Source organism: Litorisediminivivens sp. KMU-197 (assembly GCF_056858395.1).
The window spans coordinates 171722-188372 of record NZ_JBXEQG010000004.1 but is presented as its reverse complement, the minus strand read 5'-3'; the positions used below and the strand labels follow the sequence as shown (position 1 = coordinate 188372).

Genomic DNA, 16651 nt, shown 5'->3' with positions numbered 1-16651 from the left:
TTTGCACCCCGCGCTCGGAAAGCTCTCATGCACGTCATCTTCCGCGAAAGCCATGGGTTGGAGGAAACCGACACCCCCCAGGACCTGGGTCAGACCCCAGCGGCGCTGGTGGTGATGTCCTTCTCCGACAGTGACCTCGGGGCATTTGCCGAGGCCTGGCGGCGGGGCGGGGGGAAGGAGGGCAAATTGCCCACCCTGCGCCTTGCCAACCTGACGGCGCTGAAACATCCGCTGTCGGTGGATACCTATGTCGAGCAGACGCTGTCCGGTGCCGAGGGTATCCTGATCCGGCTTATCGGCGGAGTGCCCTACTGGTCCTACGGGCTTGCCCAGGTCAAGGCACTGGCCGAGGAGAGGGGCATCGCTCTGGCGGTTCTGCCGGCCGATGGGCGGACGGATCCGCAGCTGGACGCGTTTTCGACGTTGCCGGTCTCGACGCTGCGGCGTTTGCAGCATCTTTGCGACGTGGGTGGCGCGGTCGCGGCGCAGGCGGCGCTGGCGCAGATGGCGCTGGCGGCGGGGCACTACGCGGGGCCGGTGATCGGGGCGAAGGTCCTGCCGTCGGTCGGGGCCTGGACGGCGGATCGGGGCGTGTGCTGTCCGGCGGTTGCGTGTTTCGAGCGCGTCGGAGGGGGGCAGCCCAATGCGGCTGCGCCGAACGCGTCGGGGGGCGGCGTCGCTGAAATACAGCGGAAGGTGCTGATCTGTTTCTACCGTTCGTACCTTGTGGCGGCGGATCTGGCACCGGTCGAGGCCTTGGTGCAGGCGTTCGAGGGCTTGGGCTACGCGGTGCAGGCGGTGTTCGTGCCGTCCCTGAAAGCGCCGGCAGCGGCGGGGTGGTTGCGGCGGCACATCAAGGCCTTCGGGCCTGATGGCATCGTCAATGCGACGGCGTTCAGCGGCCGGGGCGAGGGCGGTACTTCGCCTCTGGACACGGGCGGGGTGCCAGTGTTCCAGGTGGCGCTGGCGACCGCGTCGCGCGAGGCCTGGGACGGGTCGAACCGGGGGCTGTCTCCGGCTGACCTCGCGATGCACGTGGTTCTGCCAGAGGTGGATGGGCGTATCCTCGGCGGGGTGGCCTCATTCAAGGAGGCCGGGGTGCGCGACCCGGACCTGCAATTTGCCCGCACCGCGCACCAGCCCGAGCCCGAGCGGGTGGCGGCCATTGCCGCGCGGGTCGACGGGTGGTTGCGATTGGCCGCGCGGCCGGTGGCAGAGCGGCGCCCGGCGCTGATCCTGTCGACCTATCCCGGTAAGGACTGGAACATCGGTCACGCCGTGGGGCTGGACGCGTTGGCCTCAACCGGGGCGATCCTGTCTGACCTGCGCGACGGCGGCTATGATCTGCCGGCAGAGGTGCCGGAACTGGCAACCGCTCTGCCGGAAAGAGATATCAGGTGGCCGCTGTCGGAGTATGAGGCAGCGCTTTCCGCGTTGCCCCCGGAGTTGCGGGACGATCTTTTGGCTGCCTGGGGGCCGCCGGAAACCGACGCCGCAGACGGCGTCTTCCGCTTTGCCGCCCTCCAGCATGGCAAGGCGCTGATTGCGCTCCAGCCGGAGCGCGGCACGCCCGAGAGCCGCGACGACGATTACCACGATCTGGCGCGGGTGCCGCGGCACGCCTACGTGGCCTTTTACCTCTGGCTTCAGCAACAGGCAGACGCGCTGGTCCACATTGGTGCGCATGGCACGCTGGAATGGCTGCCGGGCAAGTCGGTGGCTCTGGGGCCTTGCTGTTGGCCGGAGGTGCTGACCGGCACGCTGCCGGTGATCTATCCTTTCATCGTCAATGACCCCGGCGAGGCGGCGCAGGCCAAGCGGCGGATCGGCGCGATCACCTTGGGCCACGTGCCGCCGCCGTTGAAGGTCAGCCAGACGCCCGACCGACTGGTGCGGCTGGAGGCGTTGCTGGACGAATTCTCCAATGCCGACGGGCTGGACCCACGCCGTCGCGACCGGCTGCAGGCGGACATTCGCACCGAAGCGCAGGCCTTGGGTGTCGAGGACGACCTCGGGCTCGACCGCGCCAGCAGCACCGCCGAGGCGATCACCCGCATCGACCGCTTCGTCTGCGACATCAAGGAAAGCCAGTTCGGTGACGGGTTGCATGTCTGGGGGCGTCCCGCAGCGGCAGGCGATCTTGATACCGGCGCGTCGGCAGAGGCCGAACGGCAGGCGCTTCTCGATGCGCTGGACGGCCGTCGCATCGCGGCCGGTCCCTCCGGCTCGCCCTATCGGGGCCGCAGCGACGTGCTGCCGACGGGGCGCAACATCTATACCACCGATCCCCGCGCGGTGCCGACGCGGGCGGCCCATGCGCAGGGGGTCAAGCTGGCCGAGGACCTCGTGCGCCGGCACCTGCAGGACGAAGGCGACTGGCCGCGTGGCTTGATCGTCGATCTCTGGGGCTCGGCCACCATGCGTACCGCCGGCGAAGAGTTCGCCATGGCGCTGCACCTGCTGGGCGTGCGGCCGGTCTGGCACCAGGGGTCCGAGCGCGTTTCCGGGATCGAGGTGCTGCCGATCGCCGAACTCGACCGGCCCCGGATCGACGTGACGCTCCGGGTGTCGGGGCTGTTCCGCGATGTCTTTCCGACGCTGTCGGCGCTGTTCGGACAGGCAGTGCGGGCTCTGGCCGGACGCGACGAGGCGGAGGACTGGAACCCCTATGCAGGGCGGGATGACCTCGCGCGGGTCTACGGGCCGCAGCCGGGGCACTTCGGGTTGGGCATGGGGCAGGTGCTGGAGGATTACAGCGACGAAGGCCGACGTGCCGCCGGAGAAGCCTGGCTTGCAGCCTCGTCCTGGGCGCTGGACGGCGACGCGGCGGAACGCGACGACAGTGGCATCCGGGACCGGGTGGCGCAGGCCGACAGCTTCGTGCACTTGCAGGACCTGCCCGAGACCGACCTGCTGCTCGCCGCCGATTATGCCGCGCACGAGGCCGGTTTCGCGGCCGCGCAGGAGCAGACAGGGACGGATACCGGGGGCAGGGCGGCGCTCTATCACCTCGACAACACCGATCCGGCGCGGCCCCGCACCCGGGCGCTGTCCGAGGAAATCGCCCGGGTGGTGCAGGCCCGCGCCGCCAACCCCGACTGGATCGCAGGGATGCGCCGTCACGGCTTCCGCGGCGCCGCCGAAATCGCCGCGACGCTGGATCACATGGCGGCCTTCGCGCATCTTGCGGGCGCGGTTGAGCCACATCTGTTCGACCTCTACCACGAGGCCACGTTGGGCGATCCCGAGACCGCGGCGTTCCTTGAAGACGCCAATCCGCAGGCCATCGCCGCCATGCGTGGCCGCTTCGCGGCACTTCTGGAGGCCGGCCTTTGGCAGACCCGGCGCAACTCTGTGCTGGCCGGGTTGGAGACGGGGGAATGAGGTCGCAGCCGAAGGGCTGGTGCCCCGGTGCCTGGCGGCCGATGATGTCCGGCGACGGGCTGATCGTGCGCATCCGGCCCTGGCGGGCGCGATTGACGGTCGAGCAGGTGACAGGGCTCTGCGACCTCGCACAGAGCCACGGCAGCGGCGTGATCGACATCACCAACCGTGCGAACCTGCAGATCCGTGGCGTGTCCGAACAGGACCACGAGACGCTGCTGCAAGGCCTCGCCGCGCTTGAGCTGCTCGACGCCGATCCGGAGGCCGAGCGCCGCCGCAATATTCTGACTGTGCCGTTCTGGCAGCGCGGCGACCGAACCGCGCGGATGGCGCGGACAGTAGCGGAGGGGCTGGGCGATCTTCCGAACATGCCGGCCAAGGTGGGCTATGCCGTCGACCTTGGGCCGAGCCCGGTGCTGGTCGACGATCCGGCAGACTTCCGTTTCGAGCGCGGCCGGACCGGCATGATCCTGCGGGCCGACGGGTGCGCTCGCGGACGTCCGATCACCGAAGACACAGCCGTCGACGCGCTGAAGGAAATGGCCGAATGGTTCGCCGCGCATCGGACCGACGGCCGCCGCCGCATGGCGCAGGTGCTCTGCGTGAATGCCCTGCCCGACGACTGGGCCAAGACGCCGCCGAAAGCCCGGGCCCCACGTCCCGCCCCCGGTCCGCATGACCTCGGCGCCCTGGTAGGGTGTGCTTTTGGCCAGATCGACGCGGCGACGCTGACGCAGGCCGTGACCCATGCCGACGGCCTCCGTGTCACGCCATGGCGTCTGCTGTTGCTGGAAGGGGCCGAGATGCCATCTGACGGCTTCATCACCGATCCGGCCGATCCGCTGCTCAACACCGATGCCTGTCCCGGCGCGCCCTTTTGCTCGCAGGCCAGTGTCGAAACCCGTCCGCTTGCCCGTCAACTCGCGCCCCTGACCGGGGGCACTCTGCATGTCTCCGGTTGTGCCAAGGGGTGCGCCCGCAAGGCCCCCGCCGAGATCACGCTGGTCGGTCGCGAGGGGCGTTTTGACCTTGTCCGCAAAGGCCACGCATGGGATGACCCCGGCCAGACCGGGCTGACCCCTGAGGCCATTCTCACCGGAGCCAATTGACCGCCGATGACCTACCATTATCAAACCGATGGCGCCGCGATCTACGCCGAAAGCTTCGCCACCATCCGCGCCGAGGCCGACCTCGCCCGCTTCTCCGAGGACGAGGAACCCATCGCCGTCCGCATGATCCACGCCGCCGGCATGGTGGGGCTGGAAAAGCACGTCCGCTTCTCGCCCGGTTTCTCGACCGTCGCCCGTGCAGCGCTGGTCCGTGGCGCGCCGATCCTTTGCGATGCTCGGATGGTCTCCGAAGGGGTCACTCGCCCGCGTCTGCCCGCCCGGAACAAGGTGATTTGCACCCTGCAGGACCCCCGGGTGCCGGAACTGGCGAAAGAGATGTCCAATACCCGCTCCGCCGCCGCGCTGGAGCTTTGGCGTGAGCATCTCGACGGTGCGTTGGTGGCCATCGGCAACGCGCCCACCGCGCTGTTTCACCTGCTGAACATGCTGGAAGACCCCGATTGCCCGCGCCCCGCGGCAATCATCGGTTGCCCGGTGGGTTTCGTCGGCGCGGCTGAATCGAAAGACGCGCTCTGGGCCGATCAGCCGGTGCCATGCTGCATCGTGGAAGGCCGTCTTGGAGGTTCCGCCATCACCGTCGCGGCCATCAACGCCATCGCGAGCCGCGCCGAATGAACGCGCCGCAGATCAAGACCGGCACCGTCTACGGTCTGGGCCTCGGACCCGGCGATCCGGACCTGATGACCGTCCGGGCCGACCGTCTGCTGCGCAAGGCACGCCACGTGGCGTTCTTTCGCAAGGCCGGTCGTAGCGGTCAGGCCCGTTCGATCGTCGACGGCATGATCCCCGAAGGCGCCTCAGAGATCCCCATGGAATACCCGGTCACGACCGAGATTCCTCTGACCGACCCGCGCTACAACGAACAACTCGCCGCCTTTTATGCCGATTGCACCGAACGTCTGTCTGCGCTGGCCGAGGCGGGCGAGGACGTGGTGGTGCTCTGCGAGGGCGATCCCTTCTTCTACGGCTCCTTCATGCACCTTTACACCCGGCTGTCGGGCAAGGTCCCGGTCGAAGTGGTGCCCGCCATCACCGGCATGTCCGCCGCCTGGACGGCCACCGGCGCGCCGATCACATGGGGCGACGACGTGCTGACCGTGGTCATGGGTACATTGTCCGAACGTGACCTTGTCCGCCGCATGGCCGACACCGACGCGCTGGTGGTGATGAAGATCGGCCGCAACATGGACAAGGTTCGGCAGGCGCTGCAAGCCTCTGGCCGCTACGATGACGCCTGGCTTGTGGAATACGCCGCAATGCCCAAACAGCGGGTCAGGCGGCTCGACGAGGTCGGCAAGGGCGGCGCGCCCTACTTCTCGATCATCGTGGTGCATGGCCGGGGCCGCCGGCCATGAGCGGTTGGCTGGCCATCGCCGGGCTGGGACCGGGGGACGAGGCCCTGGTCACGCCAGAAGTGCGGACAGCGCTGGCCGAAGCCACCGACGTGGTGGGCTACTTCCCGTATGTTGCCCGCGTGGCCGAACGCCCGGGGTTGACGCTGCACGCCTCGGACAACCGGGTCGAGATCGACCGCTCGCGCCACGCGCTCGAGATGGCCGCCGAGGGCCGCAAGGTGGTCGTCGTCTCCTCGGGCGATCCCGGGGTCTTCGCCATGGCCTCCGCCGTGTTCGAGGCGCTGGAGGCGGGACCGGCGGAGTGGCTGGGGATCGACATCAGCGTCCTGCCCGGCGTTACGGCCATGCTGGCCGCCTCCGCCCGGGCAGGCGCGCCGCTGGGCCACGATTTCTGCACCATAAACCTGAGCGATAATCTCAAGCCGTGGCCGTTGATCGAAAAGCGTTTGCGACTTGCCGTCGAGGCCGATTTCGCCATGGCCTTCTATAACCCGCGTTCGAAATCGCGCCCCGAAGGCTTCGCCCGCACGCTAGACCTCTTACAAGCCGCCTGCGGCGACGACCGTCCGGTGATCTTCGCGCGCGCCGTCTCGACCCCCGAGGAAGAGATAAGGGTCGTCCCGCTGACCCAATGCACGCCCGAAATGGCCGACATGCGCACCATGGTGATCGTTGGCTCCTCGACTACCCGGATCATCGCGCGCGACGGGGGCCCCATCGTCTACACCCCGAGGTCGGTCCCGGCATGAGCGATCCAGTCGAGCACCCCGGCCACGTCATGCGCCTCGCGTCGGTCGGGCAGGGCGGGGCGGTCGATCATGATGACCGGAAGGCCGAGCGTACGCGCCGCCGCCAGCTTGGCCGCCGCGCCGCTGCCGCCGGCGTTCTTGGACACCACCACCTCGATCCCGTGGTCCCGCATCAACGCCAGATCGTTATCTGCGGTGAAGGGCCCGCGATCCACCACCACATGCGTATCCGGCAAGGGCAAGGGCGCCTCGGGCGGGTCCACCAGGCGCAGGAGGTAGCGGTGCTGCGGGTTCGGCGCGAATTCCGCCAGGTGCATCCGCCCCACTGCCAGCATGACGTTTGCCCGGGGCCGGTCCAGCGCAGCCACCGCGCCCGCGATATCCGGCACGTAGTGCCAGTCGTCGCCCGGCTGGGCCACCCATGGGGCGCGGGTCAGCGCGATCAGCGGCACCCCGGCCTCCGCGCAAGCCGCGACCGCGTTGCGGCTCATCTGGGCTGCGAAGGGATGCGTCGCATCGACCACATGGGTGACCGCATGTTCGCGCAGATAGGTCACCAGCCCGGCGACCCCGCCAAACCCGCCCATCCGCTGCGGCAGCGGCTGGCGTACGGGCCGCTTCACCCGTCCGGCAAAGGACACTGTGCCGCGCAACCCGGCCTCGTCCAGCGCCCGGCACAATGCGCTCGCTTCCGTCGTGCCACCCAGCACCAGCAGGTTCGGTTCCATGTCTGAGGCCCCCTGGCTCACCATCGTCGGTCTGGGCGAGGATGGACCGGAGGGCCTGTCGCCTGCAAGCCTGTCCGCGCTGGCCGAGGCCGAGGTCGTCATCGGCCCGCCGCGTCACCTGTCGCTGCTGCCCGAGACCGGCGCCGAGCGGATCGAATGGCCGGTTCCCTTTGCCGACGGCATTGCGCGGCTGATGACCCTCAAGCCGCGTCGCACCGTGGCGCTGACCTCTGGCAATCCGTTCTGGTTCGGGGCGGGCACCAGCATCACCCGCCATATGCAACCCGGCGAATGGCGCGCGATCCCCGGGCCCTCGACCTTTGCGCTGGCCGCTGCCCGTCTCGGATGGCCGCTTGAGAGCACCGGCTGCTTCGGCTTCCATGCCGCGCCCTTCAGCCGCCTGCGCCCCTATCTCGCCCCCGGCAAGCGCTTTGTGGTCCTCCTGCGGGACGGAGAGGCCGTCGGCACCTTTGCCAGCTACCTCTCCGACGCCGGGTTCGGCACCTCGGCGCTGACCGTAATGGAGGCGCTGGGCGGCCCGCGCGAGCGCCTGACAACCACGACGCCGGCGACGCTGCCGGACCGCATCTACATGCATCCGGTCTGCGTTGCCGGCGTCGTGGCCGGGCCGGGTGATGTGTTGCCGCTGGCCTCCGGTCGTCCCGATGACTGGTTCGACAGCGACGGCACCATGACCAAGCGGCCAGTGCGCGCGCTGACCCTTTCGGCGCTTGCCCCGCGCCCCAATGAGTACCTGTGGGATATCGGCGGCGGCTCGGGCTCCATCGCCATCGAGTGGTTGCTGAGCGACGACACGCTGACCGCCGCCAGCATCGAGCCGCGTTCCGACCGTGCAGAGCGTATCAGCGCCAATGCCGCGCGGCTCGGGGTCGACCGGCTGAAGGTCGTCACGGGCGCGGCGCCCGAAGCGTTGACCGGCCTCGCCAAGCCTGACGCGATTTTCGTTGGAGGCGGTCTCAGCTCCGATCTTCTGGGCTGGCTCACCACGCAGTTCACCGGCACCCGCCTTGTGGCCAACGCGGTGACGTTGGAGACCGAGGCGCAGCTCATAGACGCTCAGGCGAAGCATGGCGGAGACCTGCTGCGCATCGACCTGTCGCAGGCCGCGCCGCTCGGGCCGCGCCGGGGTTGGAAAGCCAGCTATCCAATTGTGCAGTGGAGCGTCACCCTATGATCGTCGCCGGCTTCGGCTTCCGCTCGGCGGCCACCGTGCAGAGCCTCGCCAATGCCTATGCCAAGGCGCGCGGCGCCCATCGGCCCGACTGTCTTGCCACCGTTGCCGACAAGGCCGACACTGGGGTGTTCCGGTCGCTCGCGCGCGAACTCGATCTGCCATTCACCAAGGTCGATCCTGATGCGCTGCATGACGTTCAAACCATAACTCGTTCCACTTATTCGCAAAACGCCCGCGGCACCGGGTCGGTCTCCGAGGCCGCGGCGCTGGCTGCCGCCGGTCCGCATGCCCGACTCCTGACGCCTCGGGTGATATCCGACGACCACCTCGCCACCTGCGCGCTGGCCATGGGAGACGATACATGACCGTCCATTTCATCGGCGCCGGCCCCGGCGCGCCCGACCTGCTGACTTTGCGCGGCCGCGACATCATCGCGACCTGTCCCGTCTGCCTCTACGCCGGATCGCTGGTGCCCGAGGCGATCCTCGGCCACTGCCCGGAGGGTGCCCGGATCGTGAACACCGCGCCGATGAACCTCGACCAGATCATCGCCGAGATCAAGGCCGCCCACGCCGCCGGCCACGATGTTGCGCGGCTGCATTCCGGCGACCTCTCGGTCTGGTCGGCCATGGGCGAACAGATGCGCCGTCTGCGGGCGCTGAAGATTCCCGTGTCGGTGACCCCCGGCGTGCCGTCCTTCGCCGCCGCCGCTGCTGCACTGGGCACGGAACTGACGCTGCCGGGGCTTGCGCAATCAGTGGTGCTGACCCGCACCCCGGGCCGCGCCACGACGATGCCCGAGGGCGAGACGCTGGCCAATTTCGCCGCAACCGGCGCGACGCTGGCCATCCACTTGTCGGTGCAGAACCTCGCGCAGGTCACTGCCGACCTGACCCCGGCCTATGGCGCCGACTGCCCGGTTGCCGTGGTCTACCGCGCCTCGTGGCCCGACCAGCAGATCATCCGCGGCACGCTGGCGGACATCGAGGGCAGGCTCTCGGAGGAAATTTCGCGCACCGCGCTGATCCTCGTCGGCCCGGCCCTGGCGGGCGAGGGCTTTGATGAATCCTGTCTCTACGCGGTCGACTATGACCGCCGCTACCGCCCGCAAAGCGCCGACAGCCCCTGGGCCGGCTGGACACCGGAGGACGAGACCGCAAATGGCTGACGCAAAAGGCCTTCTGGTCTCCGCCCCATCCTCCGGCACCGGCAAAACCACGGTCATGCTCGGCCTTCTGCGCGCGCTCAGTGACGAAGGGCTGACGGTGCAACCGTTCAAATCCGGGCCCGATTACATCGATCCGGCGTTTCACCGCGCCGCCACCGGACGGGCGTCGTTCAACCTTGACACCTGGGCGATGGGCGACGGGCTGCTGAGGGCCATCGCCGCGCAGGCCGAGCGCGCGGATATCTGCATCGCCGAGGGCTCCATGGGGCTTTACGACGGGGTTGCCACGCGCGGCCAGCAGGGCTTCGGTTCCTCCGCCGAAACCGCGCGGCGCATGGGCTGGCCGGTGGTGCTGGTGCTCGACGTGGGCGGGCAGGCGCAATCCGCAGCTGCCACGGCGCTGGGCTTCCGCGAATACATGCCCGATCTGCCCTTCGCCGGTGTCATCCTCAACCGCGTTGCCTCGCCCCGGCACGAACGGCTGACGCGTCTCGGGATGGAACGCGCCGGCCTGCCGGTGCTGGGCGTCCTGCCCCGGCGCGGTGACCTGACGCTGCCGGAACGCCACCTCGGGCTGATCCAGGCCGTCGAGCATCCCGACCTTGACGCAGCCATCGCGGGCTATGCCGACTTCCTGCGCGACCACGTGGACCTGGCGGCGATCAAGGCCGCCGCGAAGGGCCTTGCCGTTCCACCCGCAACCGCCTTGCCGAAACCGCCGGCGCAACGCATCGCGCTGGCGCAGGACGCGGCGTTTTCCTTTACCTATCCGCATCTGCTGGAAGGCTGGCGCGCTGCCGGGGCCGAGATTCTGCCGTTCTCGCCACTGGCCGACGAGGCGCCCGATGCCGGGGCCGATCTGGTCTGGCTGCCGGGGGGCTACCCCGAGTTGCACGCAGGCAAGCTGGCCGCCGCGCAGACCTTCCGCGCGGCGTTGCGCAAACATGCCGAAACGCGCCCTGTCCATGGCGAATGCGGCGGCTACATGGCGCTGGGCGCGGCGCTGATCGACAAGCAGGGAGAGCGGCACGAGATGGCCGGTCTGCTGGGGCTCGTCACCAGTTACGAGAAGCGCAAGTTCCACCTCGGGTACCGCCGCGCCGTGTTGCAGGCCCCGTTGCCGGGCTTTGCCGCCGGCACCGCCCTGCGCGGCCACGAATTCCACTACTCCACGATCCTCGAACAACCCGACGCGCCCTTGGCGCAGGTGGCGGATGCCGATGGCAACCCGGTGCCGGAGACCGGATCGCAGAACGGCCATGTCACCGGCACGTTCTTTCACCTCATCACCGGAGAGGACGCATGAGCGGTTTCGTCAGTTTCGTGGGTTCCGGTCCCGGCGATCCCGAACTGCTGACCCTGAAGGCCGTGGACCGGTTGAAACGGGCCGATGCGGTACTGTTCGACGACCTGTCCTCGGGCCCGATCCTCGGCCATGCCCGGGCGGGCGCCGACCTTGTCGGCGTCGGCAAGCGTGCCGGCAGGCCATCACCGCGCCAGCACCACGTCAGCCGTCTGCTGGTGGATTACGCCGAAACCGGGCAGCGCGTGGTCCGGCTGAAGTCCGGCGACAGCGGCCTTTTCGGACGGCTGGAAGAGGAACTGGTGGCCCTGCGCGAGGCCGGGATACCCTATGAGATCATCCCCGGCATCCCGTCGGCCATCGCCGCCGCCGCCGCCGCCGGCATTCCCCTGACGCGCAGGCTGACCGCGCGGAGGGTGCAGTTCGTCACCGGCCACGACGTCAGCGGGCAGTTGCCGGACGACCTCAACCTTGCCGCGCTGGCCGATCCGCAGGCCTCGACCGTGGTGTTCATGGGCAAGCGGACCTTTCCGAAGCTGCTGGCGATCCTGACGGCAAACGGCCTGCCCGGCGCCACTCCGGCGATGCTGGCCGAGGGTGTCAGCACTCCGGATCAGAAGATCACCCGCCACACCGTCGCCTCGCTCGCCGAGGCCTTGGCCGACACCTACAGTGACCAGCCGGCGCTGATCCTCTACGGACCGTTGGCCGAAATGGGGGCCGGCCTTGACTGAGCTATGGCTGATCGGCATCGGCACCGGCAACCCGGGCCACGTGACGCTGGAAGGTCAGGCGGCGCTGCGCGCGGCGGCCACCGTGCTGATTCCGCGCAAGGGGCAGGGTAAGGAAGACCTTGCCCACCTGCGCCACGCCATCCTGCGTCAGGCAGGGGCCGAGGCGAGGGTTATCGAATTCAATATGCCGGTGCGGGACGAGGCGCTGCCTTACCAAGACCGCGTGGCCCGCTGGCACGACGCCATCGCCCTGCGCTGGACCGAGGCCCTGCAGGACGCCCCCGAAGGCCCGGTAGCGCTGTTGGTCTGGGGGGATCCCGGTCTCTATGACAGCACCCTGCGCATCTCCGAGCGGCTCACGCCCGCGCCGCAGGTCCGGGTCATCCCCGGTGTCACAGCCCTGCAGGCGCTGACCTCGGCTCATGCGATCCCGTTCAATACGGTAAATGGCGCGGTCGTCGTCACCACCGGGCGGCGCCTGCTCGATCATGGCTGGCCGGGGGGCGCGGACACCGTGATCGTCATGTTGGACGGCGCTTGCAGCTTCCAGAGCCTCGATCCTGAGGGCCTGCACATCTGGTGGGGCGGCTTTCTGGGCATGCCGGAGCAGGTCCTTGTCGCGGGCCCACTGGACGAGGCCGCGCCCCGCATTCTGGCCGCACGTGAAAAGGCCCGAGCAGAACACGGCTGGATCATGGATACCTATCTGCTGCGCAGGACCTGACATCTGTCGCAAGACCGGCGGCCACGATAGCCCACGGTTGACCTTTACCGTACCCAACAAACCGCATCTGACATCGGTTGCCGGTCCGCAATTGGGCCGCGTTTCGTGATTTGCACAAGGGCGTTGGCCCGTTCGATGTCCCGCATGGGTTAAGCCGTGTTCAGCGATGCGGCGGGCTAGCGGACGGTCCAGACTCATCCTGACGCCGTGCATTCGAACGGACGAAACCACACGGCTTGACTTCTCGCGGCAACCTGCACTAGCTTTCGCATTATCGGAATTCAATACCGCATGGTAGAATTAGGGGAGGAGACCCAATGAAGACCCTGCTAGCATCCACCGCAGCTGTGCTGTGTATGGCCACGGCGACGATCTCGTCGGCCGAGACCACGCTGATCCTTGGGGAAGCGGGGCCGAATCGCGGCGCCCGTGCCGAGGCTCTGCAATCCTTTGCCGATGATGTGACCGCGCGCACCGACGGCGAGGTGAAGATCGACATCCAATGGGGTGGCGCGCTTTTCAAGGCCAATGCCGCCGCGCAGGCCATCGCCGACGGCGTGGCCGATCTGGGCACCGTCATCGCGGTCTACTTCCCGCAAGAGATGCTGGGCTACGGCTTTGCCGACCTGCCGATGCGCAACGCCGACTCCTGGGTCGGGATGCGTGCCACGGATGAGCTGATGCGGACGTCGGACGCCATCGCCGCCAACCTGGCGGACCAGAACCTTGTCTATCTCGGCACCTTCACCACCTCCGAGGTCAACATCGCCTGCAAGGACACCGCGATTCGCTCGGTCGACGATATCGAGGGCCTCAAGGTCCGCGGCGTCGGCGCCTATGGCGACACCTTCCGCGACTTCGGCGCAAACATGGTCGCGATGTCGATCTACGACGCCTATCAGGGCCTCGACACCGGGCTGCTGGACTGCTCGCAGGGCTATTCCTACGCCGTCGCGGCGCTGAAGCAGCAGGAAGTCATGACCAGCTACACCCTGCTCGATTGGGGTCAGGTGGGTGCGCTGGGCATCTTCATGAACAAGGACGCCTACGACGATCTGGACGTCGAAACGCAGGCCGCCATGGGTGAGGCCGGCGTCGCCATGGCCGACAAGCTGGGCGAGTTGATCACCGCCGACAACGAGGCCGCCGTGCAGACCATGAAGGACGCGGGCGTCGAGATCATCGAACTGCCTGCCGAAGAGCGTGACAAGCTGGTGCAGCAAGGCCAGCAATATGTCGACGAATGGGTCGAGCGCGCCAATGCCGCCGGCCTCGACGGAACGGCGCTGCTTGAAGAGTACCGCGCCCTTCTGACCAAGTACGCCGAAGAGCGTGACACCCAGGGCTATCCCTGGACGCGCGGGTAGAACCGGGCGCACCTGAGGCTGCGGCGTCCCATCGGGCGTCGCGGCCACTTCCCGAGACATTTACCGGAGGAGACCGATGCTGCGTCGTGTCGAAAGGCTGCTGCTCGACTTGGCCGTCATTGCCGTCATCGGCCTTGGCGTGCTGATCACCGCAAGCGTGCTGCTGCGGATCACCGTCAACTCCGGCATTCCGGACACCATCGTCATGGTGCGCGAGCTCATGGTCGTCGCCATCGTGTTGCCACTGGCCGCCGCCACCGTGGACCGGGCGCATATCGTCGTCGAATTCCTCAGCAACAAGATGCCTGTCCGCGTGCAGGACTGGCTGGTGGTGCTGGGCAGCGTGATCGGACTGTTCGCGTTGCTGCCGCTGATCTACGCCGGCTGGCGCGAGGCCACGCATACGCTGGAAAACGGCGCCTTCTTCTTCGGCCAGCTCAACCTGCCGAAATGGCCCGGGCGGGTCGTCTTTCTGGTGGGCATCTCGTTCTGCTGGCTGCGGCTGCTGGTGATGACCGTCAGCGACATCCGCACCATCCGCGCCGGCGGCAGCATCACCGCCCCCGCCCATGACCATGAGGAGAGCGTCTGATGGACGGCACCCTGATCGGCATCATCGCCTTCGCCTCGGTCATCGGGCTGCTTGCGGTGCGCGTGCCTATCGCCTTTGCGCTGGCCAGCGTGGCGACCGTCGGAACCTTCCTGATGTTCGCCTTCCGCACCGGGGCCTTCACCCCGGACCGCGCCATCAGGCCCACGTCCTCGCTGGTGTTCTCGAATTCCTTCGACCTGATCCATTCCTACGACCTGTCGATGATCCCGCTGTTCATTGCGCTGGGACACATCGCCTATCGCGCTGAAATAACGACGAAAATCTACCACGCTGCGCGGGTCTGGCTGGCGCAGGTGCCGGGCGGGGTTGCCATGGCCTCGGTGGTGGGCTGCGGCGGGTTCTCGGCGATTACCGGATCCTCCATCGCCTGCGCCTCGACCATGGGCCGCATCTGCTCGCCCGAGATGCTGCGCATGGGCTATGACAAGCGCCTAGCCACCGCCAGCGTCGCGGCGGGCGGAACGCTGGGCTCGCTCATTCCGCCGTCGGTGCTGTTCATCATCTACGGCATCTTCACCGAAACCTCGATCAGCGCGCTATTTCTCGCCGGTATCCTGCCGGGCATCATTTCGCTGCTGGGGTTCATCCTTGTGATCTACATCTGGGTCCGCCGCTCGCCCGAGGATGCGCCGCGCTTTCAGGGCACCATCACCATGGGCGACCGGGCGAGGGCGGCGCTGGAGTCTTGGCCCGCCATCGGGCTCTTCGTGATCATCGTCGGCGGCATCTACGGCGGCTTCTTCACTGCCACCGAAGCCGCCGCGATCTGCGTCTCCGCCGCCACCGTGATCGGCTTCGTGCAGCGCAAGCTGACCTTCCGCGGCCTGATCGAGTCGCTGCGCGAAACCTGCATCCAGACCGCCAGCATTTTCCTGATCGCCGCCGCCGCCAAGATCTTCGTGGCCTTCATCGCCCTCACCGGCGTCGCGCCCACAATCGTCAACGCCGCGACCGAGGCGCAGCTGTCGCCGGTCATGCTGATGGCCGCAATCGCGGTGATCTACCTCGTGCTGGGCATGTTCCTCGATCCCATCGGCATCATGGTCCTGACCCTGCCGCTGATGATCCCGCTGGTGGAAACCTACGGCTTCGACCTGATCTGGTTTGGCGTCGTGGTCATCAAGCTGCTCGAGATCGGGCTTATCACGCCGCCCGTGGGGCTCAACGTCTTCGTCATCGCCAATGTGGTCGGCAAGGAGGTATCGATCGACAAGATCTTCTCTGGCATCCTGCGCTTCCTGACGGTTGACGTGATCGTGCTGATCCTGATCATGGCCTTTCCGATCATTTCGCTGCTCATTCCGAATTCGATGTGATCATGGCCCGACAACGCACCGAGGACACCATGGCTGACCCAATCGAGACCGACCGCAGGTTCGCCACCACGCTGGCACGGGGGCTGAGCGTCCTGCGGGCGTTCCGGCCTTCGGACGACGGGTTGGGCAATGCCGAGATTTCGGAGCGGACCGGCCTGCCGAAATCAACCGTGTCCCGCCTGACGTTCACATTGCAGAAGCTGGGTTACCTGAACCACGCGCGGCGGCACGACCGCTATCGCCCGGGCCCGGCGCTGCTGGCGCTGGGCAACATGGCCAGTGCGTCGATTTCCTTTGTCGACCTGTCGTCGCCCCTGATGCAGCGGCTGGCGGACGAGACCGGAACCCTTGCGCTGCTGCTGGTGCGTGACGGCGACAAGCTTCTGATCGTCAAGACCTGGCGACCGCGCGGCGTGGCATCGCTCTGGTTAGAGGTCGGACACCGGCTTCCGTTCAACGGCTCGTCATCCGGGCACGCGCTGCTGGCCTCGACGTCCGAAGAGGGCTTCGCCGAGATCGTGACCACCGCCGACGGTGACCGCGGCCTGACGCCGGAACGCGCGAACGAGGTCCGGCGGACCGCCCACAACCAGCTGGTGACCGCGGGCTTCGTAGTGACCGACCCGGGCGAATATTTCGCGGCCAATATCCACGCGGTCGCGGTGCCGTTCCATTCCCGCGACCTGACGGAGCCTGTGATCTTCACCTGCGGTGCATTGCCAGAGGTGCTGTCGGTGCCGCGGATGCGCTCCGAAGTCGGACCACGGCTGCGCGAGACGGTGCAGGAACTCGAACGGATGATGGGTCTCGGATCTTCCCTGGCCTATCGGGAACTATAATCCGATAAATTCTGCATAGTGGAAATTAGTATTGCATGTTGAAATT

Annotated in this window: 16 protein-coding genes; 15 read left to right on the top strand and 1 reads right to left on the bottom strand. The window is 67.7% G+C overall.

The annotated features are described in order from the left end of the window. The first annotated feature begins 27 nt into the window (after positions 1–27). The 5 genes from cobN to cobJ are packed head-to-tail and all read left to right on the top strand — an operon-like array spanning position 28 to position 6618. The gene (gene cobN / locus AC04PT_RS10935; RefSeq protein WP_482873717.1) at positions 28–3384 is read left to right on the top strand and encodes a cobaltochelatase subunit CobN; all 3357 of its coding nucleotides are present in this window, start codon (positions 28–30) and stop codon (positions 3382–3384) included. After that, a complete protein-coding gene (gene cobG / locus AC04PT_RS10930; RefSeq protein ID WP_482873716.1) occupies positions 3381–4493 on the top strand; it encodes a precorrin-3B synthase in 1113 nt (370 codons plus the stop codon). The genes cobN and cobG overlap by 4 nt, the downstream gene beginning before the upstream one ends. 6 nt (positions 4494–4499) lie before the next feature. Next, positions 4500–5129 carry a precorrin-8X methylmutase gene (locus AC04PT_RS10925; protein ID WP_482873715.1) on the top strand — a complete coding sequence of 210 codons (630 nt, stop codon included), beginning with the start codon at positions 4500–4502 and terminating at the stop codon, positions 5127–5129. Further along, on the top strand, positions 5126–5869 hold the full coding sequence (locus AC04PT_RS10920) for a precorrin-2 C(20)-methyltransferase (RefSeq protein ID WP_482873714.1): 744 nt from the start codon (positions 5126–5128) through the stop codon (positions 5867–5869). The genes AC04PT_RS10925 and AC04PT_RS10920 overlap by 4 nt, the downstream gene beginning before the upstream one ends. Further along, positions 5866–6618: a precorrin-3B C(17)-methyltransferase gene (gene cobJ / locus AC04PT_RS10915; protein ID WP_482873713.1), complete on the top strand. Its 753-nt coding sequence runs from the start codon at positions 5866–5868 to the stop codon at positions 6616–6618. Before AC04PT_RS10920 ends, cobJ begins: the two co-directional genes overlap by 4 nt. Here the strand turns inward: cobJ and AC04PT_RS10910 are convergent. After that, on the bottom strand, positions 6591–7346 hold the full coding sequence (locus AC04PT_RS10910) for a cobalt-precorrin-6A reductase (protein ID WP_482873712.1): 756 nt from the start codon (positions 7344–7346) through the stop codon (positions 6591–6593). The two genes, cobJ and AC04PT_RS10910, sit on opposite strands and share 28 nt — an antisense overlap. Between AC04PT_RS10910 and cbiE the strand changes: the two genes are divergently transcribed. The 10 genes from cbiE to AC04PT_RS10860 all read left to right on the top strand — a co-directional run bounded on the left by cbiE (position 7345) and on the right by AC04PT_RS10860 (position 16605). Then, positions 7345–8541, top strand: coding sequence for a precorrin-6y C5,15-methyltransferase (decarboxylating) subunit CbiE (gene cbiE / locus AC04PT_RS10905; protein WP_482873711.1), 1197 nt, complete (start codon positions 7345–7347; stop codon positions 8539–8541). The two genes, AC04PT_RS10910 and cbiE, sit on opposite strands and share 2 nt — an antisense overlap. Continuing rightward, a complete protein-coding gene (locus tag AC04PT_RS10900; RefSeq protein ID WP_482873710.1) occupies positions 8538–8906 on the top strand; it encodes a cobalamin biosynthesis protein in 369 nt (122 codons plus the stop codon). Before cbiE ends, AC04PT_RS10900 begins: the two co-directional genes overlap by 4 nt. Continuing rightward, entirely contained in the window at positions 8903–9709 is an 807-nt protein-coding gene (cobM, locus tag AC04PT_RS10895; protein WP_482873709.1) for a precorrin-4 C(11)-methyltransferase, read from the top strand. Before AC04PT_RS10900 ends, cobM begins: the two co-directional genes overlap by 4 nt. Then, positions 9702–11015 carry a cobyrinic acid a,c-diamide synthase CobB gene (locus AC04PT_RS10890; RefSeq protein ID WP_482873708.1) on the top strand — a complete coding sequence of 438 codons (1314 nt, stop codon included), beginning with the start codon at positions 9702–9704 and terminating at the stop codon, positions 11013–11015. The genes cobM and AC04PT_RS10890 overlap by 8 nt, the downstream gene beginning before the upstream one ends. After that, the gene (cobA, locus tag AC04PT_RS10885) at positions 11012–11746 is read left to right on the top strand and encodes a uroporphyrinogen-III C-methyltransferase (protein ID WP_482873707.1); all 735 of its coding nucleotides are present in this window, start codon (positions 11012–11014) and stop codon (positions 11744–11746) included. Before AC04PT_RS10890 ends, cobA begins: the two co-directional genes overlap by 4 nt. Further along, positions 11739–12470, top strand: coding sequence for a precorrin-6A synthase (deacetylating) (gene cobF / locus AC04PT_RS10880; protein ID WP_482873706.1), 732 nt, complete (start codon positions 11739–11741; stop codon positions 12468–12470). Before cobA ends, cobF begins: the two co-directional genes overlap by 8 nt. A gap of 317 nt (positions 12471–12787) precedes the next feature. Beyond that, on the top strand, positions 12788–13837 hold the full coding sequence (locus tag AC04PT_RS10875; RefSeq protein WP_482873705.1) for a C4-dicarboxylate TRAP transporter substrate-binding protein: 1050 nt from the start codon (positions 12788–12790) through the stop codon (positions 13835–13837). A 76-nt stretch (positions 13838–13913) separates the two neighbouring features. Next, positions 13914–14429, top strand: coding sequence for a TRAP transporter small permease (locus AC04PT_RS10870; RefSeq protein ID WP_482873704.1), 516 nt, complete (start codon positions 13914–13916; stop codon positions 14427–14429). After that, positions 14429–15766, top strand: coding sequence for a TRAP transporter large permease (locus tag AC04PT_RS10865; protein ID WP_482873703.1), 1338 nt, complete (start codon positions 14429–14431; stop codon positions 15764–15766). Before AC04PT_RS10870 ends, AC04PT_RS10865 begins: the two co-directional genes overlap by 1 nt. Before the next feature lie 2 nt (positions 15767–15768). Beyond that, positions 15769–16605: an IclR family transcriptional regulator gene (locus AC04PT_RS10860; RefSeq protein ID WP_482873702.1), complete on the top strand. Its 837-nt coding sequence runs from the start codon at positions 15769–15771 to the stop codon at positions 16603–16605. Positions 16606–16651: the final 46 nt, after the last annotated feature.